This window comes from Staphylococcus sp. SA22 (assembly GCF_054165785.1).
In genome coordinates, this window is sequence record NZ_JBSZQY010000013.1 from 1 (window position 1) to 23486 (window position 23486).

Genomic DNA, 23486 nt, shown 5'->3' on the forward strand with positions numbered 1-23486 from the left:
AACTTACGTTCCGCTAGAGTAGAACGTTGCCAGGCAAAAATGGATGCGATGAGCCGCATTGAGACCGCAAGGTCTCTTTTTTTATTTCTAAAACGTCAAAATAAAAGTTAACACAAAGAAAAATGGCTTGGCGAAGTGAAAACGTTTGAATCTGACGAAACGAGAAAAGAGCGCAACGAGTTTAGTAGAGCTAAATGAGTAAGCGAGAGCCGAAGGAGAGGAAAGAAGCAAGCGATTGTCACAAGTCAAGAAAGGTCTTTAGCGACGATGGTAGCCAACTTACGTTCCGCTAGAGTAGAACGTTGCCAGGCAAAAATGGATGCGATGAGCCGCATTGAGACCGCAAGGTCTCTTTTTTTATTTCTAAAACGTCAAAATAAAAGTTAACACAAAGAAAAATGGCTTGGCGAAGTGAAAACGTTTGAATCTGACGAAACGAGAAAAGAGCGCAACGAGTTTAGTAGAGCTAAATGAGTAAGCGAGAGCCGAAGGAGAGGAAAGAAGCAAGCGATTGTCACAAGTCAAGAAAGGTTCTTAGCGAGGATGGTAGCCAACTTACGTTCCGCTAGAGTAGAACTGGAAATGATAATTTAATAATGTACACTTTCGATTGTCTAAGTATGTACAACTTTAATTTTGTGTTTATATAAATTTAAAATGATATCATCGAAAACAAAATATTGTATAAATAGAGAAGAGCAGTAAGACGGTATCTAATTGAAAATGATCTTACTGCTCTTTTATATACTTTATTGAAATACAAAGAGGAAATTAATTATTATACAATAGACAAGCTATTGCATAAGTAACACTAACTTTTATCAAAGAAGTGTTACTTTATAATTAATGATTTTATTAGAGCGTCTACATGCGGTTTTAAAGCATCATCGTCTATACCGCCAAAGCCTAATATAAATTTAGGGGTTTTCTTATAGTCTTGATCATCATCGAAATTATAAACTTGTAATTTTAAGTTTACTTTGTTTGCTCTATCAAGACACTTTTGTAATGTTAATCCATTTTTTACTGTAATTGTAAAATGCATACCTGTTTCAGCACCTTGAATATCAAGCTGCTCTTTGTAAGGCTTCAATCTATTTAAAATATAGGTTAGTTTTCTACGATAAATTCGTCTCATTTTATTTAAATGTCTTTCAAAACCACCGGAAGATATAAACATTGCAATAAGATTTTGCATATGAACAGGTACAGTGTTGCCTTCAATGTGATTTTGAGAATGATATTTTTTCATTATAGAATAGGGTAACACCATATATGCAACACGACAGCTAGGAAAAATAGACTTTGAAAATGTACTGATATAAATCACTTTTTCTCCTCTTGAATATAGACCTTGAATTGCTGGAATGGGTTTACCGAAATATCTAAACTCGGAATCATAATCATCTTCTATAATAAATCGTTCTTCTTTTTCTTGAGCCCATTGTATTAATTGAGTTCGCTTTTTTAAGTCCATTACATATCCAGTTGGAAATTGATGGGAAGGCGTTATATATACTATATTTTTTTGTGATTTAATAACTTCATCTACGTTTATTCCATTATCTTCAACTTCAATTTGTTCATATTCAACTTGTTTTTTATCTAAAATATTTTTGATTGGTGGATAACTAGGTTTTTCGATAATAAACGTTGAAGTATAAAGTAAATCGACTAATTGATTTACTAATTGTTCGGTAGATGAGCCAATTATAATTTGATTAGGATCACAAATTACGCCACGATTAGTAAATAAATAAAATGCCAGTTGAAACCGCAAATGTAATTCTCCTTGAAAATGGCCTCTAAGTAATTTATTTGAATGGGTTTTATCATAAAGATCTTTTGAATACTTTCTGAAAAGTTCTATTGGGAAATGCTTCGTGTCTATTTCATCTAAATTAAAAGCGTAATCATAAGTTTCATCACTAGTTTTTGGTTTATATGAATCATCATCAAAAAGAGAATGGATAGGTTGAGTATTTAAAATTGTTAAAGATTCAATTTCAGATACATAATAACCAGAGCGAGGTCTCGAATATATGTATCCCTCGTCTAATAATAGTTGATAAGCATGCTCTACTGTTGTTTGGCTAATAGATAAATGTTTGCTTAATTGCCTCTTTGAATAAAACTTATCACCTTCTTGAAATTGACCTTCAATTATTTGTTTTTTTAATTTTTCATAAAGTTGATGGTATAAAGTGTTTTTCATTTTTAAAACTGACCTCTTAATTTTATATTATTTTGCACCTTTTTAAATATCAGTTTATACATTACAATGAATTTAATCAACTTGAAAAGGGGTTTTATATAAAATGAGTAAAATAATTGGATCAGACAGAGTCAAAAGAGGTATGGCTGAAATGCAAAAAGGCGGCGTTATCATGGATGTCGTTAATGCTGAGCAAGCAAGAATTGCGGAAGAAGCAGGTGCGGTAGCAGTCATGGCTTTAGAGCGTGTACCTTCTGATATTAGAGCAGCTGGTGGCGTTGCACGTATGGCAAACCCTAAAATTGTAGAAGAAGTAATGAATGCTGTTTCAATTCCTGTAATGGCTAAAGCACGTATTGGTCATATTACAGAAGCAAGAGTATTAGAAGCTATGGGTGTTGACTATATTGATGAATCAGAAGTATTAACACCAGCAGATGAGGAATATCACTTAAGAAAAGATCAATTTACAGTGCCATTTGTATGTGGTTGTCGTAATTTAGGTGAAGCTGCACGAAGAATCGGTGAAGGTGCTGCTATGTTACGTACTAAAGGTGAACCAGGTACAGGTAATATTGTTGAAGCTGTAAGACATATGAGACAAGTTAATTCTGAAGTTAGTCGATTGACTGTAATGAATGATGATGAGATTATGACTTTTGCGAAAGATATCGGTGCGCCTTATGAAATTTTAAAACAAATTAAAGACAATGGTCGTTTACCGGTAGTTAACTTTGCAGCTGGTGGCGTTGCGACTCCTCAAGATGCTGCTTTAATGATGGAATTAGGTGCCGACGGTGTATTCGTTGGATCAGGTATTTTTAAATCAGAAGATCCAGAAAAATTTGCTAAAGCAATTGTTCAAGCAACAACACATTACCAAGACTATGAACTAATTGGAAGATTAGCAAGTGAACTTGGCACTGCTATGAAAGGTTTAGATATCAATCAATTATCATTAGAAGAACGTATGCAAGAGCGTGGTTGGTAAGATATGAAAATAGGTGTATTAGCATTACAAGGTGCAGTACGTGAACATATTAGACATATTGAATTAAGTGGTCATGAAGGTATTGCAGTTAAAAAAGTTGAACAATTAGAAGAAATCGAGGGCTTAATATTACCTGGTGGCGAGTCTACAACGTTACGTCGATTAATGAATTTATATGGATTTAAAGAGGCTTTACAAAATTCAACTTTACCTATGTTTGGTACATGCGCAGGATTAATAGTTCTAGCGCAAGATATAGTTGGTGAAGAAGGATACCTTAACAAGTTGAATATTACTGTACAACGAAACTCATTCGGTAGACAAGTTGACAGCTTTGAAACAGAATTAGATATTAAAGGTATCGCTACAGATATTGAAGGTGTCTTTATAAGAGCGCCACATATTGAAAAAGTAGGTCAAGGCGTAGATATCCTATGTAAGGTTAATGAGAAAATTGTAGCTGTCCAGCAAGGTAAATATTTAGGCGTATCATTCCATCCTGAATTAACAGATGACTATAGAGTAACTGATTACTTTATTAATCATATTGTAAAAAAAGCATAGCTTAATGTATGCTAAATCAACGAATTATTGATATTTATAGATTTGTTGAGAAGAAAATAACTCCTTCAAACTTAGCTTTGGAGGAGTTATTTTTTATGTCAAAATTAAAAATGATAGAAAATAAAGATATACATAAGAAAAAACCCCTTCAAAGAGACTGAGAATAGTCAAAATTTTGAAGGGGTTAATTCGATGTTGATGTATTTGTTAAATAAAGAATCCAGCGATTGCAGCTGAAATGAAAGATACTAGTGTTGCACCGAATAATAATTTCAAACCAAAGCGGGCAACTGTATCTCCTTTTTTGTCATTAAGTGATTTAATCGCACCTGAAATAATACCAATAGAGCTAAAGTTAGCAAATGATACTAAGAATACAGATGTAACACCTTTTGCGTGTTCAGATAAATCACTAAGTTTACCAAGTGCTTGCATTGCTACAAATTCGTTAGATAATAGTTTTGTCGCCATAACTGAACCGGCTTGAACTGCATCTTGCCAAGGCACACCGACTAAGAATGCAAATGGTGCAAAGACAAAACCAATTAATGTTTGGAAATCCCAAGAAATAGCGCCACCTGAAACTGTACTAAAGATATTGCTTACAATTCCATTTAATAGAGCGATAATGGCAATGTATCCGATTAACATTGCGCCTACAATGACAGCTACTTTAAATCCATCTAAAATATATTCTCCTAGCATTTCGAAGAATGATTGTTGTCTTTCTTCAGTTTCTTCAACTAATAATTTGTCATCTTCTTCATTAACTTTATAAGGGTTAATAATTGAAGCGATGATGAAACCACCAAATAAGTTTAAGACAACAGCCGTTACAACATATTTAGGTTCAATTAAGGTAAAGTATGCACCGATAATTGAAGCAGAAACAGTCGACATTGCTGAAGCTGTTAATGTGTATAAACGTTGCTTAGGTATGTATGGTAATTGTTTTTTAATTGAAATAAATACTTCAGATTGTCCCAAAATTGCTGCAGCAACTGCATTGTATGATTCTAAACGTCCCATACCATTAATTTTAGAAATTAAGAATCCTAAAACATTAATGATTAAAGGTAAAATCTTTGTGTATTGAAGGATACCGATAATCGCTGAAATAAATACGATAGGTAATAATACACTGAAGAAGAATGGTGGTTGCTTAGGATCGATATATTGAATACCACCGAATACAAAGTTAACACCATCTGCAGCTTTTAATAATAAGTAGTTAAAACCGTTTGAAATACCACCAATAACCTTGATTCCCATTGTAGTTTTAAGCAAGATAAATGCAAAGATAAGCTGAATTGCAAGTAAAATTCCTACATATTTCCAGCGAATATTTTTCCTGTCTGAGCTAAATAGAAACGCAAGTGCCAAAAAGAAGATAATTCCGATAATCCCAATTAGAATATGCATATATTTCTCATTCCTTTAGTTTTTTCTACAATCTATCATACAATAAAATGGAAGGGCTAACATCATAAATTTTTGAAAATATAAAAACAAATTAATTGAAAAAGGTCAAAATAGGTCATATAATATAGTCAAAGAAGGTCAAAAAGGGGTGATATACATGCACAATATGTCTGACATCATAGAACAATACATCAAACGTTTATTTGAAGAGTCGAATGAGGATGTCGTCGAAATTCAGAGAGCGAATATCGCACAGCGTTTTGATTGCGTACCATCACAATTAAACTATGTAATCAAAACACGATTCACTAATGAACATGGTTATGAAATCGAAAGTAAACGTGGTGGTGGTGGTTACATCCGAATCACTAAAATTGAAAATAAAGATGCAACAGGTTATATTAATCATTTGCTTCAGTTGATTGGACCTTCTATTTCTCAACAACAAGCTTATTATATTATTGATGGGCTTTTAGATAAAATGTTAATAAATGAACGTGAAGCTAAAATGATTCAAGCAGTTATTGATAGAGAAACGCTATCAATGGATATGGTTTCTAGAGATATTATTAGAGCAAATATTTTAAAACGTTTGTTACCTGTTATAAATTATTACTAAATGAAATGAGGTGTTGAAGTGCTTTGTGAAAATTGTCAACTTAATGAAGCGGAATTAAAAGTTAAAGTTACAAGTAAAAATAAAACAGAAGAAAAAATGGTGTGTCAAACTTGTGCTGAGGGGCACCATCCGTGGAATCAAGCTAATGAACAACCTGAATATCAAGAACATCAAGATAATTTCGAAGAAGCATTTGTTGTTAAGCAAATTTTACAACATTTAGCTACGAAACATGGCATTAATTTTCAAGAAGTAGCGTTTAAAGAAGAAAAACGTTGCCCATCATGTCATATGACTTTGAAAGATATTGCACATGTTGGTAAATTTGGGTGTGCTAATTGTTATGCAACATTTAAAGATGACATCATTGATATCGTCCGCAGAGTTCAAGGTGGACAATTTGAGCACGTTGGAAAGACACCACATTCTTCACATAAAAAGATAGCTTTAAAGCGAAAAATTGAAGAAAAGAATGAATATTTAAAAAAACTTATTGAAATCCAAGATTTTGAGGAAGCAGCCATTGTTAGAGATGAAATTAAAGCACTAAAAGCTGAGAGTGAGGTGCAACATGATGACGCATAATATTCATGATAATATCAGCCAATGGATGAAAAGTAATGAAGAAACACCAATTGTTATGTCTTCTAGAATTCGGTTAGCGCGTAATTTAGAAAATCATGTGCATCCACTAATGTATGCTACTGAAAATGATGGATTTAGAGTTATAAATGAGGTACAAGATGCCTTGCCAAATTTTGAATTAATGCGTCTTGATCAAATGGATCAACAAAGTAAAATGAAAATGGTTGCAAAGCATTTGATTAGTCCTGAACTAATAAAACAACCAGCAGCCGCAGTATTAGTGAATGATGATGAATCTTTAAGTGTCATGATAAATGAAGAGGATCATATTCGTATTCAAGCTATGGGAACTGACACGACATTACAGGCTTTATATAATCAAGCTTCATCAATTGATGATGAATTAGATCGAAGCCTTGATATAAGTTATGATGAACAACTTGGTTATTTAACTACATGTCCTACCAATATAGGTACTGGTATGAGAGCAAGCGTGATGCTACATTTACCAGGTCTATCTATTATGAAAAGAATGACACGGATTGCTCAAACCATTAATCGTTTTGGATATACAATCAGAGGTATTTACGGTGAAGGTTCGCAAGTTTATGGACATACTTATCAAGTATCCAACCAACTTACACTTGGTAAATCTGAGTTAGAAATCATAGAAACATTAACAGAAGTTGTTAATCAAATCATTCATGAAGAAAAACAAATACGACAAAAGTTAGACACTTATAATCAATTAGAAACACAAGACCGTGTTTTTCGCTCGCTAGGTATTTTACAAAACTGTAGAATGATAACTATGGAAGAGGCTTCTTATAGATTAAGCGAAGTTAAACTTGGTATAGATTTAAATTACATTGAATTACAAAACTTTAAATTTAATGAATTGATGGTAGCTATACAGACACCATTTTTATTAGATGAAGAAGATGACAAATCTGTAAAAGAAAAACGAGCAGATATACTAAGAGAACATATAAAGTAGGAGGTCATTATTTATGTTATTTGGTAGATTAACTGAACGTGCACAGCGCGTATTAGCACATGCACAAGAAGAAGCAATTCGTTTAAATCATTCAAATATAGGAACAGAACACCTATTATTGGGGTTAATGAAAGAACCTGAAGGAATTGCTGCAAAAGTATTAGAAAGTTTTAATATCACTGAAGATAAAGTAATTGAAGAAGTTGAAAAATTAATTGGACATGGTCAAGATCATGTTGGTACATTGCATTATACACCTAGAGCTAAAAAAGTCATTGAATTATCGATGGATGAAGCTAGAAAATTACATCACAATTTTGTTGGAACGGAACATATTTTATTAGGCTTGATTCGTGAAAATGAAGGTGTTGCAGCAAGAGTTTTTGCAAATCTAGATTTAAATATTACTAAAGCACGTGCACAAGTTGTGAAAGCTTTAGGAAACCCTGAAATGAGTAATAAAAATGCACAAGCTAGTAAGTCAAATAATACTCCAACTTTAGATAGTTTAGCTCGTGACTTAACAGTCATTGCCAAAGACGGTACATTAGATCCTGTTATAGGACGTGATAAAGAAATTACACGTGTAATTGAAGTGTTAAGTAGACGTACGAAAAACAATCCTGTACTTATTGGAGAACCAGGTGTTGGTAAAACTGCTATTGCTGAAGGTTTAGCGCAAGCTATAGTGAATAATGAGGTGCCAGAGACATTAAAAGATAAGCGTGTTATGTCTTTAGATATGGGAACAGTAGTTGCAGGTACTAAATATCGTGGTGAATTTGAAGAGCGTCTGAAAAAGGTTATGGAAGAAATCCAACAAGCAGGTAATGTCATCCTATTTATTGATGAGTTGCATACTTTAGTCGGTGCTGGTGGTGCTGAAGGTGCTATCGATGCTTCGAATATTTTGAAACCGGCATTAGCACGTGGTGAATTACAATGTATTGGTGCTACTACATTAGATGAATATCGCAAAAATATTGAAAAAGACGCGGCTTTAGAACGTCGTTTCCAACCTGTACAAGTTGATGAACCTTCAGTAGTAGATACAGTTGCTATTTTAAAAGGATTAAGAGATCGTTACGAAGCACACCATCGTATTAATATTTCAGACGAAGCTATTGAAGCGGCTGTTAAATTAAGTAACAGATACGTTTCAGATCGTTTCTTACCAGATAAAGCAATTGATTTAATTGATGAAGCAAGTTCTAAAGTAAGACTTAAGAGTCATACGACACCTAATAATTTAAAAGAAATTGAACAAGAAATTGAAAAAGTTAAAAATGAAAAAGATGCCGCAGTACATGCTCAAGAGTTTGAAAATGCTGCTAATCTGCGTGATAAACAAACAAAACTTGAAAAGCAATATGAAGAAGCTAAAAATGAATGGAAGAACGCACAAAATGGCATGTCAACTTCATTGTCAGAAGAAGATATTGCTGAAGTCATTGCAGGATGGACAGGTATCCCATTAACTAAAATCAATGAAACAGAATCTGAAAAACTTCTTAGTCTAGAAGATACATTACATGAGAGAGTTATTGGGCAAAAAGATGCTGTTAATTCAATCAGTAAAGCGGTTAGACGTGCCCGTGCAGGGTTAAAAGATCCTAAACGACCAATTGGTAGCTTTATCTTCCTTGGACCAACTGGTGTTGGTAAAACTGAATTAGCTAGAGCCTTAGCTGAATCAATGTTCGGCGATGATGATGCGATGATTCGTGTAGACATGAGTGAATTTATGGAAAAACACGCAGTGAGCCGATTAGTTGGTGCTCCTCCAGGATATGTTGGTCATGATGATGGTGGACAATTAACTGAAAAAGTTAGACGTAAACCATATTCTGTAATTTTATTTGATGAAATTGAAAAAGCACATCCAGATGTATTTAATATTCTATTACAAGTTTTAGATGACGGACATTTGACAGATACAAAAGGACGTACAGTTGATTTCAGAAATACAATTATCATAATGACATCAAACGTTGGAGCACAAGAATTACAAGATCAACGATTTGCTGGATTCGGTGGTTCAAGTGATGGACAAGATTATGAAACAATTCGAAAAACGATGTTAAAAGAATTAAAAAATTCATTCCGTCCAGAATTTTTAAACCGTGTAGATGATATCATTGTATTCCATAAACTAACAAAAGAAGAATTAAAAGAAATTGTAACAATGATGGTTAATAAATTAACAAATCGATTATCCGAACAAAACATAAATATTATTGTTACTGATAAAGCGAAAGACAAAATCGCAGAAGAAGGATATGATCCAGAATATGGTGCAAGACCATTAATTAGAGCGATACAAAAAACTATCGAAGATAATTTAAGTGAATTAATATTAGATGGTAATCAAATTGAAGGTAAGAAAGTTACAGTAGATCATGATGGTAAAGAGTTTAAATATGACATTGCTGAACAAACTTCAGAAACTAAAACACCATCGCAAGCATAATTATAAAACAGTCCAAAACAAATTAAAGTTTTGGACTGTTTTTTTAGTATCATTGAACTATAGAAATTCGTGAAAGTATCCATCAACGAAACAATCTAATAAAATAATCATCAAAGGATAGTTAAGAATTATATGAAACAAGTTAATGAGCCTACAGCGATAGCATAAAGGTATGAATTTTTTATAAAGGTTTTTTGTTTGAAGATACTAGCAACTTACGTCAAAATAAAATAGGTCTATATAATATTGTGATAAATCTAGAGAAAAGAGTTTACTAAGAAATTATTAAGATTTTATCTTTGAAAGATACCGACTATCAACATGATGTAAGTTTATTTTATAATATTCATAAAAAATAAATCTGATAAAACAGTTTGCGTTAGTAGTCATGTTAAAATACAAACAAATGTAACTCACATTTAATTTGTCATAAAGGGAATGTGCGTTTAAAATAGATTTGTTCAAAGGAAAGTGGAGGTGCAATTTTGGCCAAGAAAAAAGTGATTTTTGAATGTATGGCTTGTGGTTATCAATCTCCTAAATGGATGGGGAAATGTCCTAATTGTGGCGCTTGGAATCAAATGGAGGAAATTGTTGAAAAAGCAGCCAATCCTAAACATGGAGTGAAAACCAAGGAATTAGCAGGTAAAGTACAAAAATTAAATAGTATTAAACATGAAACAACGCCGAGAGTGTTAACAGATTCAGCAGAATTCAACCGTGTATTAGGTGGAGGTATTGTGAGCGGATCGTTAGTACTTATTGGTGGGGATCCAGGTATTGGTAAGTCAACGTTACTTTTACAAATTTGTGCATCGTTATCTCAAAAGAAAAAAGTACTATATATTACTGGAGAAGAATCGCTTAGTCAGACTAAATTACGTGCAGAGCGATTAGATGAAGATTCAAGTGAATTGCAAGTATTAGCTGAAACAGATCTTGAAGTTATTTATCAAACAGTAAAAGAAGAACAACCTGATTTATTAGTAGTGGATTCGATTCAAACAATATATCATCCTGAAATCAGCTCTGCGCCAGGTTCTGTTTCACAAGTTCGTGAAAGTACACAAAGTTTAATGAATATTGCTAAACAAATGAACATTGCAACTTTTATAGTGGGTCATGTAACGAAAGAAGGTCAAATTGCTGGCCCAAGATTGCTAGAACACATGGTTGATACTGTGCTTTATTTTGAAGGCGATGAACATCACGCATATCGAATTTTGCGAGCTGTTAAAAACCGTTTTGGTTCAACGAATGAAATGGGAATCTTCGAAATGAAGCAAAGTGGATTAAAAGGTGTCAATAATCCATCTGAAATGTTTTTAGAAGAACGTTCAACAAATGTTCCAGGTTCAACAATTGTTGCAACCATGGAGGGAACCAGACCACTTTTAATAGAAGTTCAAGCGCTGGTAACTCCAACGACTTTTAACAATCCGAGACGAATGGCAACAGGGATTGATCATAATCGATTAAGTTTGTTGATGGCTGTTTTGGAAAAGAAAGAAAATTATCTATTACAACAACAAGATGCTTATATCAAAGTAGCTGGCGGTGTAAAGTTAACGGAGCCAGCAGTTGATTTAAGTGTAATTGTAGCAACTGCGTCTAGCTTTAAAGATAAAGCTGTCGACGGATTAGATTGCTATATTGGAGAAGTTGGTTTAACGGGTGAGGTACGTCGTGTATCTCGGATAGAACAACGCGTGCAAGAGGCTGCAAAACTAGGTTTCAAACGTGTAATTATTCCTAAAAATAATATAGGCGGATGGACATATCCTGAAGGTATACAAGTAATAGGTGTAACTACTGTACATGAAGCATTGTCATTTGCTCTTCATTCATAAAACATCAAGAAAGGAGGACATTGTGTGAATATCGTTAAACTAATGGTTATTATTATTTACTTAATTATTGGGAGCGCATTAGGAATAATTATTATTCCTGAAATTGCAAATGATCTTGGATTACAAAACTCCAGCTTTTTAAAAAATCACTATGTAGATGGCATTATCGGTAGTATTTTTATGTTCTTAATTTTTGGTGTATTTATTAGACGAGTTACTAACGCTATAAAAGGTTTAGAACATTTTATTATGCGTAGAAGTGCTGTTGAAATACTATTCGCAACAATAGGTTTAATAATCGGATTACTTATTTCTGTTATGGTGTCGTTTATATTAGAATCAATTGGCAACTCTATTTTTAATCATTTCATTCCTGTCATAATTACGATATTACTATGTTATTTCGGTTTCCAATTTGGCCTTAAAAAACGAGATGAAATGTTAATGTTTTTACCTGAGAATATAGCGCGTTCCATGTCACAACATACTAAAAGTGCTACGCCAAAAATTATCGACACAAGCGCAATTATTGATGGTCGTATTTTAGAAGTCATTCGTTGCGGTTTTATCGATGGCAATATTTTAATTCCACAAGGTGTTATTAATGAATTACAAATTGTTGCAGATTCAAATGACAGTGTTAAACGTGAAAAGGGTAAAAGAGGCTTAGATATTTTAAATGAATTGTATGATTTAGATTATCCTACAAAAGTCATACATCCGACTAAATCACATAGTGATATTGATACGATGTTATTAAAGCTAGCTAAACAATATCACGCAAATATTATAACGACAGACTTTAATTTGAATAAAGTTTGTCATGTACATGGTATCAAAGCATTAAATGTTAATGATTTATCAGAAGCAATCAAACCTAATGTACATCAAGGTGATCAACTGCATATTTTACTGACAAAAATGGGTAAAGAGCCTGGTCAGGCAGTAGGATATCTAGATGATGGTACGATGGTAGTTGTTGATAATGCTAAAAATCTTATTGGCAGTCATGTCAATTTAGAAGTAGTCAGCTTATTGCAAACATCTTCAGGAAGAATTGTTTTTGCTAAAAAAATCGAAGATACAGTATCATTATAAAAACTGTAGTTGACGAAAATAAAATAGATATTAAAAGGTATATGAAATGGCGAAGTTTGTAATTTGAAGTATAACTATAAATAAATGCAAAACATATCAGTTATCAAAAAATGCAAATAGTGCTAATATATCATTGAAACAAGTTCATTAAGTGTTAAATTTTAGATATTAATAAAGTTATTCTTATAGCAATCAAGACATACAAAATTAGAATCAATTTTAACGTATTTGAATAGTTAATTTGAAGTTTAATTTTACAGCACATAATATTCATTTTTAAGTCGTTGAAATGCGTATGTAGTGCAGTCTTGATTCTTAGGGATAGCTTTTTTAAAGTGTTGAAAAAACAACTGCTTTCTATTTAAAATTTAAGCATATTACCCAGGGAATTATGTTATGATTAAACAATGAAATTATTTTAAGGTCATGTTAAAAAGCATTGTTTCGTTTTAACAATAAGACGAGTTACACATTTGTTATGACGGTCGAAGATAGCAAATGAACAATTTATATGAACTAACTTGAAAATTTGATATTTAATTTAGGAGTGAAAAAAATGAGCGATCGTATAAGAGTAAGATATGCACCAAGTCCAACTGGTTATCTTCATATTGGTAATGCAAGAACAGCATTATTCAATTACTTGTATGCTAAACATTATAACGGAGATTTTGTGATTCGAATTGAAGATACTGATAAAAAACGTAATTTAGAAGATGGAGAAACATCACAATTTGATAATCTTAAATGGTTAGGATTAGATTGGGATGAATCTGTAGATAAAGACAATGGCTACGGACCATATCGTCAATCTGAACGTCAACATATCTACCAACCATTAATAGATCAGTTACTAGCAGAAGATAAAGCATATAAATGCTATATGACAGAAGAAGAATTAGAAGCTGAACGTGAAGCGCAAATCGCTCGTGGTGAAATGCCTCGCTATGGTGGTCAACATGCGCATTTGACTGAAGAACAACGTCAACAATTTGAAGCAGAAGGACGCCAACCATCAATTCGTTTCCGAGTACCTCAAAACCAAACGTATTCTTTTGATGATATGGTAAAAGGGAATATTTCATTTGATTCAAATGGTATTGGTGACTGGGTTATCGTTAAAAAAGATGGCATTCCAACGTACAATTTTGCAGTAGCTATAGATGATCATTACATGGAAATTTCAGATGTTATTCGTGGTGATGATCATATTTCAAACACGCCTAAACAAATTATGATTTATGAAGCATTTGGCTGGGAGCCACCTCGTTTTGGTCATATGTCATTAATTGTTAATGAAGAACGTAAAAAGTTAAGTAAACGTGATGGGCAAATTTTACAATTTATTGAGCAATATCGTGACTTAGGTTATTTACCTGAAGCGTTATTTAATTTTATTGCGTTATTAGGTTGGTCTCCTGAAGGTGAAGAAGAAATCTTTTCTAAAGAAGAATTTATCAAAATCTTTGATGAAAAGCGTTTGTCAAAATCACCAGCATTTTTCGATAAGCAAAAATTAGCATGGGTTAATAACCAATATATGAAACAAAAAGATACTGAAACAGTATTCCAATTAGCATTACCTCATTTAATTAAAGCGAATTTGATTCCTGAGGTGCCGTCAGAAGAGGATTTATCTTGGGGACGCAAATTAATTACGCTTTATCAAAAAGAAATGAGTTATGCCGGTGAAATTGTTCCTTTATCAGAAATGTTCTTTAAAGAAATGCCAGCTCTTGGTGAAGAAGAACAACAAGTGATCAATGGGGAGCAAGTACCAGAGTTAATGACGCACTTATTCAGTAAATTAGAAGCACTTGAACCATTTGAAGCGGCTGAAATTAAAAAGACAATTAAAGAAGTTCAAAAAGAAACAGGAATAAAAGGCAAGCAATTATTTATGCCTATTCGTGTTGCTGTAACAGGCCAAATGCATGGTCCTGAATTACCAAATACAATTGAAGTACTTGGAAAAGAAAAAGTGCTAAACCGTTTAAAACAATATAAGTAATGAAATAGACAAGATCAAGGTAGTATATACTTGAATTTTATAACGTAACCACATATGATAAAGTTGTATTAACAAATTACAACAATATGAATAGAGTATTTTATATAAAACGAAGGATTAGTAATTAAATTTATACGATGCAGAGAGTGTACGGTTGCTGTGAGTACAACGTAGAAATTAATGAATGCACCTTCGTAAAATGAATTAAATATATAATGAGAGTGATGAGCATTAAGTTGACATAGTTTCCTTGATAATTTGGAAGCGCCCGCAATATTATTAATGTTATTCGCTAAATTCAGAGTGGAACCGTGCGGAAGCGCCTCTAACAATACAATTTGTATGTTAGTGGTGCTTTTTTGATATTTAATTTCGCAGGTACTTCAATTATGTATTTACGTAGTTCAATCATTGAGGAGGAAATGATCTTGTTAAAAAGAATGAGAGACGATATAAAAATGGTATTTGAGCAGGATCCAGCGGCACGTTCAACATTAGAAGTCATTACAACGTATGCAGGTTTACATGCAGTTTGGAGTCATTTGATTGCACATAAGTTATACAACCAAAAAAAATATGTTGCAGCACGCGCGATATCTCAAATTTCAAGATTTTTCACAGGTATAGAAATCCATCCAGGTGCTAAAATTGGAAAGCGTCTATTTATAGATCATGGTATGGGCGTTGTAATAGGAGAAACATGTACAATTGGTGATAATGTGACAATCTATCAAGGCGTGACACTTGGTGGGACAGGGAAAGAAAGAGGGAAAAGACACCCAGATATAGGAGACAATGTTTTAATAGCAGCGGGTGCGAAAGTTTTAGGAAATATTAAAATAAATTCAAATGTAAATATTGGTGCAAATTCAGTTGTTTTACAATCAGTTCCAAGTTATTCAACGGTTGTTGGTATACCAGGACATATTGTTAAGCAAGATGGTGTTCGAGTTGGAAAAACATTTGATCATCGCCATCTACCTGATCCAATTTATGAACAAATTAAGCATTTAGAACGACAACTTGAAAAGACTAGGAATGGAGAGATTCAAGATGATTACATTATATAATACACTTACACGTCAAAAAGAAGTGTTCAAGCCAATAGAACCAGGAAAGGTAAAAATGTATGTATGTGGTCCTACGGTATATAACTACATTCATATTGGTAACGCAAGACCAGCAATTAATTATGACGTAGTGAGACGTTACTTTGAATACCAAGGATATAATGTAGAATATGTATCAAATTTTACAGATGTAGATGATAAATTAATTAAACGTTCTCAAGAATTAAATCAGTCTGTTCCCGAAATTGCAGAAAAATATATCGCTGCTTTTCATGAAGATGTTGGTGCTTTAAATGTTAGAAAAGCGACTTCAAATCCAAGGGTAATGGACCATATGGATGACATTATTCAATTTATTAAAAATTTGGTTGATCAAGGTTATGCATATGAAAGTGGTGGCGATGTTTACTTTAGAACACGTAAATTTGAAGGTTATGGTAAATTAAGTCATCAATCCATAGATGACTTAAAAGTGGGTGCTCGTATAGATGCAGGAGAGCATAAGGAAGATGCACTTGATTTTACATTGTGGAAAAAAGCGAAGCCTGGCGAGATTAGTTGGGATAGCCCATTTGGTGAAGGGAGACCAGGATGGCATATTGAATGTTCTGTAATGGCATTTCATGAGCTAGGACCTACAATTGATATACATGCGGGTGGTTCAGATTTACAATTTCCACATCATGAAAATGAAATAGCACAATCGGAAGCACATAATCATGCGCCATTTGCTAATTATTGGATGCATAATGGTTTCATTAATATTGATAATGAAAAAATGAGTAAATCACTAGGTAACTTTATTTTAGTTCACGATATTATTAAAGAAGTTGATCCAGATGTACTAAGATTCTTTATGATTAGCGTACATTATAGAAGTCCAATTAACTATAATCTAGAATTGGTTGAATCAGCACGTAGTGGACTAGAGCGTATTCGCAATAGTTATCAATTAATTGAAGAGCGCGCACAAATTGCTACTAATATTGAAAATCAACAGACATATATTGATCAAATTGATGCGATTTTAAATCGTTTTGAAACAGTTATGAATGATGATTTTAATACAGCTAATGCAATTACAGCTTGGTATGATTTAGCAAAACTTGCGAATAAATATGTACTAGAGAATACAACATCAACAGAAGTAATTGATAAATTTAAAGCAGTTTATCAAATTTTCAGCGATGTTTTAGGTGTACCGTTAAAATCTAAAAATGCAGATGAATTATTGGATGAAGATGTTGAAAAATTAATCGAAGAGCGTAATGAAGCAAGGAAAAACAAAGATTTTGCACGAGCAGATGAGATTCGAGACATGCTGAAATCACAAAACATTATATTAGAAGACACACCTCAAGGGGTTAGATTTAAACGTGGATAATCAACAAGATAATCACATTAAATTATTGAATCCATTGACCTTAGCATATATGGGAGACGCAGTCTTAGATCAATATGTACGTACGTATATCGTTTTAAAGCTTAAAAGTAAGCCTAATAAACTACATCAAATGTCTAAAAAATATGTATCTGCCAAAAGTCAGGCGCAAACGTTAGAATATTTAATGGAGCAAGAATGGTTTACAAACGAAGAAATGGATATTTTGAAGCGAGGGCGTAACGCGAAAAGTCATACTAAAGCTAAAAACACTGATGTTCAAACATATCGTAAAAGTTCAGCGATAGAAGCAGTGATAGGTTTTCTTTATTTAGCAAAAAGAGAAGAACGATTAGAGGCATTATTAAATAAAATAATAACAATAGTAAACGAAAGGTAGTGACAATGTGGAAGATACGGTTATTGTTGGTAGGCATGCTGTTAGAGAAGCGATTATTACTGGGCATCCGATAAATAAGATATTGATTCAAGAAGGTATTAAAAATCAACAAATTAATGAAATTTTAAAAAATGCAAAAGATCAAAAAATCATTGTTCAAACTGTACCAAAATCTAAATTAGATTTTTTAGCAAATGCACCACATCAGGGTGTTGCAGCGCTTATTGCACCATATGAATATGCTGACTTCGATCAATTTTTAAAACAGCAAAAAGAAAAAGAAGGTTTATCGACAGTACTTATATTAGACGGCTTAGAAGACCCGCATAACTTGGGATCAATTTTAAGAACAGCAGATGCAACGGGAGTTGATGGTGTTATTATTCCTAAACGTCGTTCAGTTACACTAACACAAACAGTTGCAAAAGCCTCAACAGGTGCAATTGAACATGTTCCAGTTATTCGAGTGACAAATTTAGCTAAAACTATCGATGAACTAAAAGATAATGGTTTTTGGGTAGCTGGCACTGAAGCTAATAATGCAACAGATTATAGAAATCTTGAAGCGGACATGTCATTGGCTATTGTAATTGGCAGCGAAGGACAGGGTATGAGTCGTCTAGTAAGTGATAAATGCGATTTCTATATTAAGATTCCAATGGTTGGACATGTAAACAGTTTGAATGCTTCGGTTGCAGCAAGTTTAATGATGTACGAAGTATTTCGAAAAAGACATGATGTTGGAGAAATATAATGAAAGAACGTTACTTAATCATTGATGGATACAATATGATAGGACAATCACCAACGCTAAGCGCCATTGCAAAAGAAAATTTAGAAGAAGCTAGAATGCAATTAATAGATGCAATTGCAAATTATAATGCTGTTATTTCAGATGAAATTATTTGTGTTTTCGATGCTTATGACCAATCGGGTGTTGAAAGAGAATACATGTATCATGGCGTTAAAACGATTTTTACCAAGGAAAAAGAAACAGCTGATAGTTTCATAGAACGTTATGTCTATGAACTTTATGACAAGCACACTAAGCATATTACAGTTGTAACAAGTGATATGAGTGAGCAACATGCTATCTTTGGATCAGGTGCATATAGAATATCATCTCGCGAAATGTGGAGAGATTTAAAAGAAAATGAAATTGATGTGAGTAAATCATTAGATGATATAAGTGAAAACAAGCCAAGAACTCGAATTCCGTTATCTTCTGAAATCCTTGCAGAATTTGAAAAAATACGAAGAGGACATCATAAGAAATGACATTTCCGTCATCTTGAAATTTTGAATGTAACAATATTAAACTAACCTTAAATTTTAGATAGAAGGGGTTAGTTTAATACTTGAAATATGATTTGACAACTCAAGACAGTACAATCAAACGTAACAATGCAATAAATGATAAAGACTTCGAAAAGTTAGTAATGGATCTACAACCATTAATTATTCGACGCATCAAAACATTTGGATTTAATCATTATGATTTAGAAGACTTATATCAAGAAATACTTATACGGATGTATAGGTCGGTCCAAACATTTGATTTTAGTGGAGAACAGCCTTTCACAAATTATGTTCAATGTTTAATTACGTCTGTAAAGTATGATTATTTGAGAAAATATTTAGCTACAAATAAAAGAATAGATAATTTGATTAATGAATATAGAGTTACGTATCCATGTGCAATAAAGCGTTATGATGTTGAAAACAATTATTTGAATAAATTAGCAATTAAAGAGTTGATTCGTCAGTTTAAGTATTTGAGTGCATTTGAAAAAGATGTCATGTATTTAATGTGTGAACAATATAAGCCGAGAGAAATTGCTCAACTGATGCATGTAAAAGAGAAAGTGATTTATAATGCCATACAACGATGTAAAAATAAAATAAAGCGTTATTTCAAAATGATTTGAAAAGCGCCTTAGGACGTGGATTGAATTAGAACGTGTTACTTCTTGATGGTTTGACATTTGTTATAAATTTTATGTATAGTATACTGGTATTATAATGAATAAAGGTGAATTATTGTGAGGAAAATACCTTTAAATTGTGAAGCTTGTGGCAATAGAAATTATAATGTTCCTAAGCAAGAAGGCTCGGCAACAAGATTAACCTTAAAGAAATATTGTCCAAAATGTAACGCGCACACAATTCATAAAGAATCGAAATAAATACATTCGAAATAATACTTTGATAATATGTTCAAAGGATTTGGAGGTTGAGCAGATGGCTAAAAAAGAAAGTTTCTTTAAAGGCGTTAAGTCTGAAATGGAAAAAACAAGTTGGCCGACGAAAGAAGAGCTATTTAAATATACTGTAATTGTAGTTTCTACTGTTATATTCTTCTTAGTCTTTTTCTATGCCTTAGATTTAGGAATTACAGCATTGAAAAATTTATTATTTGGTTAGAGGAGTGAAGACATGTCTGAAGAAGTTGGCGCAAAGCGTTGGTATGCAGTGCATACATATTCTGGATATGAAAATAAAGTTAAAAAGAATTTAGAAAAAAGAGTAGAATCTATGAATATGACTGAACAAATCTTTAGAGTAGTCATACCGGAAGAAGAAGAAACTCAAGTAAAAGATGGCAAAGCTAAAACGACTGTTAAAAAAACATTCCCTGGATATGTTTTAGTGGAATTAATCATGACAGATGAATCATGGTATGTGGTAAGAAATACACCAGGCGTTACTGGTTTTGTAGGTTCTGCAGGTGCAGGGTCTAAGCCAAATCCGTTGTTACCAGAAGAAGTTCGCTTCATCTTAAAACAAATGGGTCTTAAAGAAAAGACTATCGATGTTGAACTCGAAGTTGGAGAGCAAGTTCGTATTAAATCAGGTCCATTTGCGAATCAAGTTGGTGAAGTTCAAGAAATTGAAACAGATAAGTTTAAGCTAACAGTATTAGTAGATATGTTTGGCCGAGAAACACCAGTAGAAGTTGAATTCGATCAAATAGAAAAGCTTTAATTAACAATTAAAGTTATTAAACTAACCAAAAGATAAAAAAGAGTATTGATTTTTTAATTAGAAAAGTGTTAAAATTATGTGGTCGCGCTTTTAGAGCGCCCATTTCGTCACGAAATGTTAAGAGTGGGAGGGCAAAACTGAGCCCTGTGACCACATCACGATATCAAGGAGGTGCACATCGTGGCTAAAAAAGTAGATAAAGTTGTTAAATTACAAATTCCTGCAGGTAAAGCGAATCCAGCACCACCAGTTGGTCCAGCATTAGGTCAAGCAGGTGTGAACATCATGGGATTCTGTAAAGAGTTCAATGCACGTACTCAAGATCAAGCAGGTTTAATTATTCCGGTAGAAATCAGTGTTTATGAAGATCGTTCATTTACATTTATTACAAAAACTCCACCGGCTCCAGTATTACTTAAAAAAGCAGCTGGTATTGAAAAAGGTTCAGGTGAACCAAACAAAACTAAAGTTGCTACAGTAACTAAAGATCAAGTACGCGAAATTGCTAACAGCAAAATGCAAGACTTAAACGCTGCTGACGAAGAAGCAGCTATGCGTATTATCGAAGGTACTGCACGTAGTATGGGTATCGTTGTAGAATAATTTTACGAATATTAAATTTGATTACATGATTTAAACGATGAAGCAGATAACAGAGATAATAATGATGAATTATAAATATAATCTGAATGACTAGATTAATGATTGATTTATTCATAAGATTAATTCTTCTGTTGTCTGCTCTTAACTTGCATCTAGCAAGTAATGTGGGAGGAAATTCCGCTAAAACCACTAAAGGAGGAACTATAAATGGCTAAAAAAGGTAAAAAGTATCAAGAAGCAGCTAGTAAAGTTGACCGTACTCAGCACTACAGTGTTGAAGAAGCAATTAAATTAGCTAAAGAAACAAGCATTGCTAACTTTGACGCTTCTGTTGAAGTTGCATTCCGTTTAGGAATTGATACACGTAAAAATGACCAACAAATCCGTGGTGCAGTTGTATTACCAAACGGAACTGGTAAATCACAAAGTGTATTAGTATTCGCTAAAGGTGACAAAATTGCTGAAGCTGAAGCAGCAGGTGCTGACTATGTAGGTGAAGCAGAATACGTTCAAAAAATCCAACAAGGTTGGTTCGACTTCGATGTAGTAGTTGCTACACCAGATATGATGGGTGAAGTTGGTAAATTAGGTCGTGTATTAGGACCAAAAGGTTTAATGCCAAACCCTAAAACTGGAACTGTAACAATGGATGTTAAAAAAGCTGTTGAAGAAATCAAAGCTGGTAAAGTAGAATACCGTGCTGAAAAAGCTGGTATCGTACATGCATCAATTGGTAAAGTTTCATTTACTGATGAACAATTAATTGAAAACTTCAATACTTTACAAGATGTATTAGCTAAAGCTAAACCATCATCTGCTAAAGGTACATACTTCAAATCTGTTGCTGTAACTACAACAATGGGTCCTGGAGTTAAAATTGATACTGCAAGTTTCAAATAATAAATGATATAAACAATTACAGGCTGAAAGAAATATCTTTCAGTCTGTAAAAATATATTGACAATGAGTAATTTCCAAGTTATATTACTTATTGTGATTATTTTACCTAAGACAGTAGGAGTTATTTATAACTTAAAACTTATCCTGCCGAGGCTAAAATTGACTTGAACGTGATGATCTATGATCTTTCAAGCACTTTTTGCCGTGGGTAGAAAGTGCTTTTTTTATTAATTTTAAAAAAAGCACCAAAAATTTAAATGGAGGTGTCTGAATGTCTGCTATCATTGAAGCTAAAAAACAACTAGTTGATGAAATTGCTGAGGTACTATCAAATTCAGTTTCAACAGTAATCGTTGACTACCGTGGATTAACAGTAGCTGAAGTTACTGACTTACGTTCACAATTACGTGAAGCTGGTGTTGAGTATAAAGTATACAAAAACACTATGGTACGTCGTGCAGCTGAAAAAGCTGGTATCGAAGGCTTAGATGAATTCTTAACAGGTCCTACTGCTATTGCAACTTCAAGCGAAGATGCTGTAGCTGCAGCGAAAGTAATTTCTGGATTTGCTAAAGATCATGAAGCATTAGAAATTAAATCAGGCGTTATGGAAGGCAATGTTATTACAGCAGAAGAAGTTAAAACTGTTGGTTCATTACCTTCACACGATGGTCTTGTATCTATGCTTTTATCAGTATTACAAGCTCCTGTACGCAACTTCGCTTATGCGGTTAAAGCTATTGGAGAACAAAAAGAAGAAAACGCTGAATAATTTTTAGCGTAAAAAAATTAAAAATAATGGAGGAATTATAAAATGGCTAATCATGAACAAATCATTGAAGCGATTAAAGAAATGTCAGTATTAGAATTAAACGACTTAGTAAAAGCAATTGAAGAAGAATTTGGTGTAACTGCAGCTGCTCCAGTAGCAGTAGCAGGTGCAGCTGGTGGCGCTGATGCTGCAGCAGAAAAAACTGAATTTGACGTTGAGTTAACTTCAGCTGGTTCATCTAAAATCAAAGTTGTTAAAGCTGTTAAAGAAGCAACTGGTTTAGGATTAAAAGATGCTAAAGAATTAGTAGACGGAGCTCCTAAAGTAATCAAAGAAGCTTTACCTAAAGAAGAAGCTGAAAAACTTAAAGAACAATTAGAAGAAGTTGGAGCTACTGTAGAATTAAAATAATTCAAGTATCTTAAACTTAATAATCAAAGTTTTATAGCAAGTATTGCTATAATATAATGATTCTTTGAGAAGTTAAAACCCCGTTATTTTGATAACGGGGTTTTATTCATTTAAAGACTGAGTGAAATGTTATAATTATAAT

At 33.1% G+C, this 23486-nt stretch carries 24 protein-coding genes and 1 other annotated feature; of the genes, 22 read left to right on the forward strand and 2 right to left on the reverse strand.

Features of this window, described 5'->3' with window-relative positions; all coding sequences use genetic code 11:
* Positions 1-832: 832 nt before the first annotated feature.
* The gene (gene pdxR / locus ACXQH5_RS10690) at positions 833-2215 is read right to left on the reverse strand and encodes a MocR-like pyridoxine biosynthesis transcription factor PdxR (RefSeq protein ID WP_000799265.1); all 1383 of its coding nucleotides are present in this window, start codon (positions 2213-2215) and stop codon (positions 833-835) included.
* A gap of 103 nt (positions 2216-2318) precedes the next feature.
* Between pdxR and pdxS the strand changes: the two genes are divergently transcribed.
* Both pdxS and pdxT read left to right on the forward strand, forming a co-directional pair.
* Complete coding sequence (pdxS, locus tag ACXQH5_RS10695) at positions 2319-3206, forward strand: pyridoxal 5'-phosphate synthase lyase subunit PdxS (RefSeq protein ID WP_000034728.1); 888 nt, start codon at positions 2319-2321, stop codon at positions 3204-3206.
* A gap of 3 nt (positions 3207-3209) precedes the next feature.
* Complete coding sequence (gene pdxT, locus ACXQH5_RS10700; RefSeq protein ID WP_000690439.1) at positions 3210-3770, forward strand: pyridoxal 5'-phosphate synthase glutaminase subunit PdxT; 561 nt, start codon at positions 3210-3212, stop codon at positions 3768-3770.
* A 207-nt stretch (positions 3771-3977) separates the two neighbouring features.
* Here the strand turns inward: pdxT and ACXQH5_RS10705 are convergent, their stop codons facing one another.
* Complete coding sequence (locus tag ACXQH5_RS10705) at positions 3978-5192, reverse strand: NupC/NupG family nucleoside CNT transporter (protein WP_000547794.1); 1215 nt, start codon at positions 5190-5192, stop codon at positions 3978-3980.
* 157 nt (positions 5193-5349) lie between these two features.
* Between ACXQH5_RS10705 and ACXQH5_RS10710 the strand changes: the two genes are divergently transcribed.
* The 20 genes from ACXQH5_RS10710 (at position 5350) to rplL (ending at position 23344) form a co-directional block, all read left to right on the forward strand.
* Positions 5350-5811, forward strand: a complete 462-nt coding sequence (locus ACXQH5_RS10710; RefSeq protein ID WP_000551762.1) for a CtsR family transcriptional regulator — start codon at positions 5350-5352, stop codon at positions 5809-5811.
* Between the two features lie 18 nt (positions 5812-5829).
* On the forward strand, positions 5830-6396 hold the full coding sequence (locus tag ACXQH5_RS10715) for a UvrB/UvrC motif-containing protein (RefSeq protein WP_000882069.1): 567 nt from the start codon (positions 5830-5832) through the stop codon (positions 6394-6396).
* Positions 6386-7393 carry a protein arginine kinase gene (locus tag ACXQH5_RS10720; protein ID WP_000149505.1) on the forward strand — a complete coding sequence of 336 codons (1008 nt, stop codon included), beginning with the start codon at positions 6386-6388 and terminating at the stop codon, positions 7391-7393. Before ACXQH5_RS10715 ends, ACXQH5_RS10720 begins: the two co-directional genes overlap by 11 nt.
* Before the next feature lie 13 nt (positions 7394-7406).
* The gene (locus tag ACXQH5_RS10725) at positions 7407-9863 is read left to right on the forward strand and encodes an ATP-dependent Clp protease ATP-binding subunit (RefSeq protein WP_000897132.1); all 2457 of its coding nucleotides are present in this window, start codon (positions 7407-7409) and stop codon (positions 9861-9863) included.
* A 485-nt stretch (positions 9864-10348) separates the two neighbouring features.
* Positions 10349-11713: a DNA repair protein RadA gene (radA, locus tag ACXQH5_RS10730; protein WP_001085219.1), complete on the forward strand. Its 1365-nt coding sequence runs from the start codon at positions 10349-10351 to the stop codon at positions 11711-11713.
* Between the two features lie 24 nt (positions 11714-11737).
* Positions 11738-12811 (forward strand): PIN/TRAM domain-containing protein, encoded by a 1074-nt coding sequence (locus tag ACXQH5_RS10735; protein WP_001028373.1) that lies wholly within the window; start codon positions 11738-11740, stop codon positions 12809-12811.
* Positions 12812-13367: 556 nt separating this feature from the next.
* Positions 13368-14822 carry a glutamate--tRNA ligase gene (gene gltX / locus ACXQH5_RS10740; RefSeq protein WP_001283789.1) on the forward strand — a complete coding sequence of 485 codons (1455 nt, stop codon included), beginning with the start codon at positions 13368-13370 and terminating at the stop codon, positions 14820-14822.
* Positions 14823-15244: 422 nt separating this feature from the next.
* The gene (cysE, locus tag ACXQH5_RS10745) at positions 15245-15892 is read left to right on the forward strand and encodes a serine O-acetyltransferase (RefSeq protein WP_001805237.1); all 648 of its coding nucleotides are present in this window, start codon (positions 15245-15247) and stop codon (positions 15890-15892) included.
* Positions 15876-17276, forward strand: a complete 1401-nt coding sequence (gene cysS, locus ACXQH5_RS10750; protein ID WP_000631977.1) for a cysteine--tRNA ligase — start codon at positions 15876-15878, stop codon at positions 17274-17276. The genes cysE and cysS overlap by 17 nt, the downstream gene beginning before the upstream one ends.
* On the forward strand, positions 17269-17673 hold the full coding sequence (locus ACXQH5_RS10755; RefSeq protein ID WP_000370186.1) for a Mini-ribonuclease 3: 405 nt from the start codon (positions 17269-17271) through the stop codon (positions 17671-17673). Before cysS ends, ACXQH5_RS10755 begins: the two co-directional genes overlap by 8 nt.
* A 7-nt stretch (positions 17674-17680) precedes the next feature.
* Positions 17681-18427: a 23S rRNA (guanosine(2251)-2'-O)-methyltransferase RlmB gene (rlmB, locus tag ACXQH5_RS10760; RefSeq protein ID WP_000390339.1), complete on the forward strand. Its 747-nt coding sequence runs from the start codon at positions 17681-17683 to the stop codon at positions 18425-18427.
* Positions 18427-18951 carry an NYN domain-containing protein gene (locus ACXQH5_RS10765; protein ID WP_000664738.1) on the forward strand — a complete coding sequence of 175 codons (525 nt, stop codon included), beginning with the start codon at positions 18427-18429 and terminating at the stop codon, positions 18949-18951. Before rlmB ends, ACXQH5_RS10765 begins: the two co-directional genes overlap by 1 nt.
* Positions 18952-19031: 80 nt before the next feature.
* Positions 19032-19601 (forward strand): sigma-70 family RNA polymerase sigma factor, encoded by a 570-nt coding sequence (locus ACXQH5_RS10770; protein ID WP_000872872.1) that lies wholly within the window; start codon positions 19032-19034, stop codon positions 19599-19601.
* A gap of 114 nt (positions 19602-19715) precedes the next feature.
* The gene (rpmG, locus tag ACXQH5_RS10775) at positions 19716-19859 is read left to right on the forward strand and encodes a 50S ribosomal protein L33 (RefSeq protein WP_001788193.1); all 144 of its coding nucleotides are present in this window, start codon (positions 19716-19718) and stop codon (positions 19857-19859) included.
* Between the two features lie 55 nt (positions 19860-19914).
* Positions 19915-20097: a preprotein translocase subunit SecE gene (gene secE / locus ACXQH5_RS10780; RefSeq protein ID WP_001074473.1), complete on the forward strand. Its 183-nt coding sequence runs from the start codon at positions 19915-19917 to the stop codon at positions 20095-20097.
* Positions 20098-20109: 12 nt separating this feature from the next.
* On the forward strand, positions 20110-20658 hold the full coding sequence (nusG, locus tag ACXQH5_RS10785) for a transcription termination/antitermination protein NusG (protein ID WP_001288302.1): 549 nt from the start codon (positions 20110-20112) through the stop codon (positions 20656-20658).
* Between the two features lie 180 nt (positions 20659-20838).
* Positions 20839-21261: a 50S ribosomal protein L11 gene (rplK, locus tag ACXQH5_RS10790; protein ID WP_001085792.1), complete on the forward strand. Its 423-nt coding sequence runs from the start codon at positions 20839-20841 to the stop codon at positions 21259-21261.
* Between the two features lie 207 nt (positions 21262-21468).
* Positions 21469-22161, forward strand: a complete 693-nt coding sequence (rplA, locus tag ACXQH5_RS10795; RefSeq protein WP_001074619.1) for a 50S ribosomal protein L1 — start codon at positions 21469-21471, stop codon at positions 22159-22161.
* Positions 22162-22248: 87 nt separating this feature from the next.
* Positions 22249-22395, forward strand: a sequence feature (ribosomal protein L10 leader region).
* 37 nt (positions 22396-22432) lie between these two features.
* Positions 22433-22933, forward strand: coding sequence for a 50S ribosomal protein L10 (rplJ, locus tag ACXQH5_RS10800; protein ID WP_001273085.1), 501 nt, complete (start codon positions 22433-22435; stop codon positions 22931-22933).
* Between the two features lie 42 nt (positions 22934-22975).
* Positions 22976-23344 (forward strand): 50S ribosomal protein L7/L12, encoded by a 369-nt coding sequence (rplL, locus tag ACXQH5_RS10805; RefSeq protein WP_001273586.1) that lies wholly within the window; start codon positions 22976-22978, stop codon positions 23342-23344.
* Positions 23345-23486 lie beyond the last annotated feature (142 nt).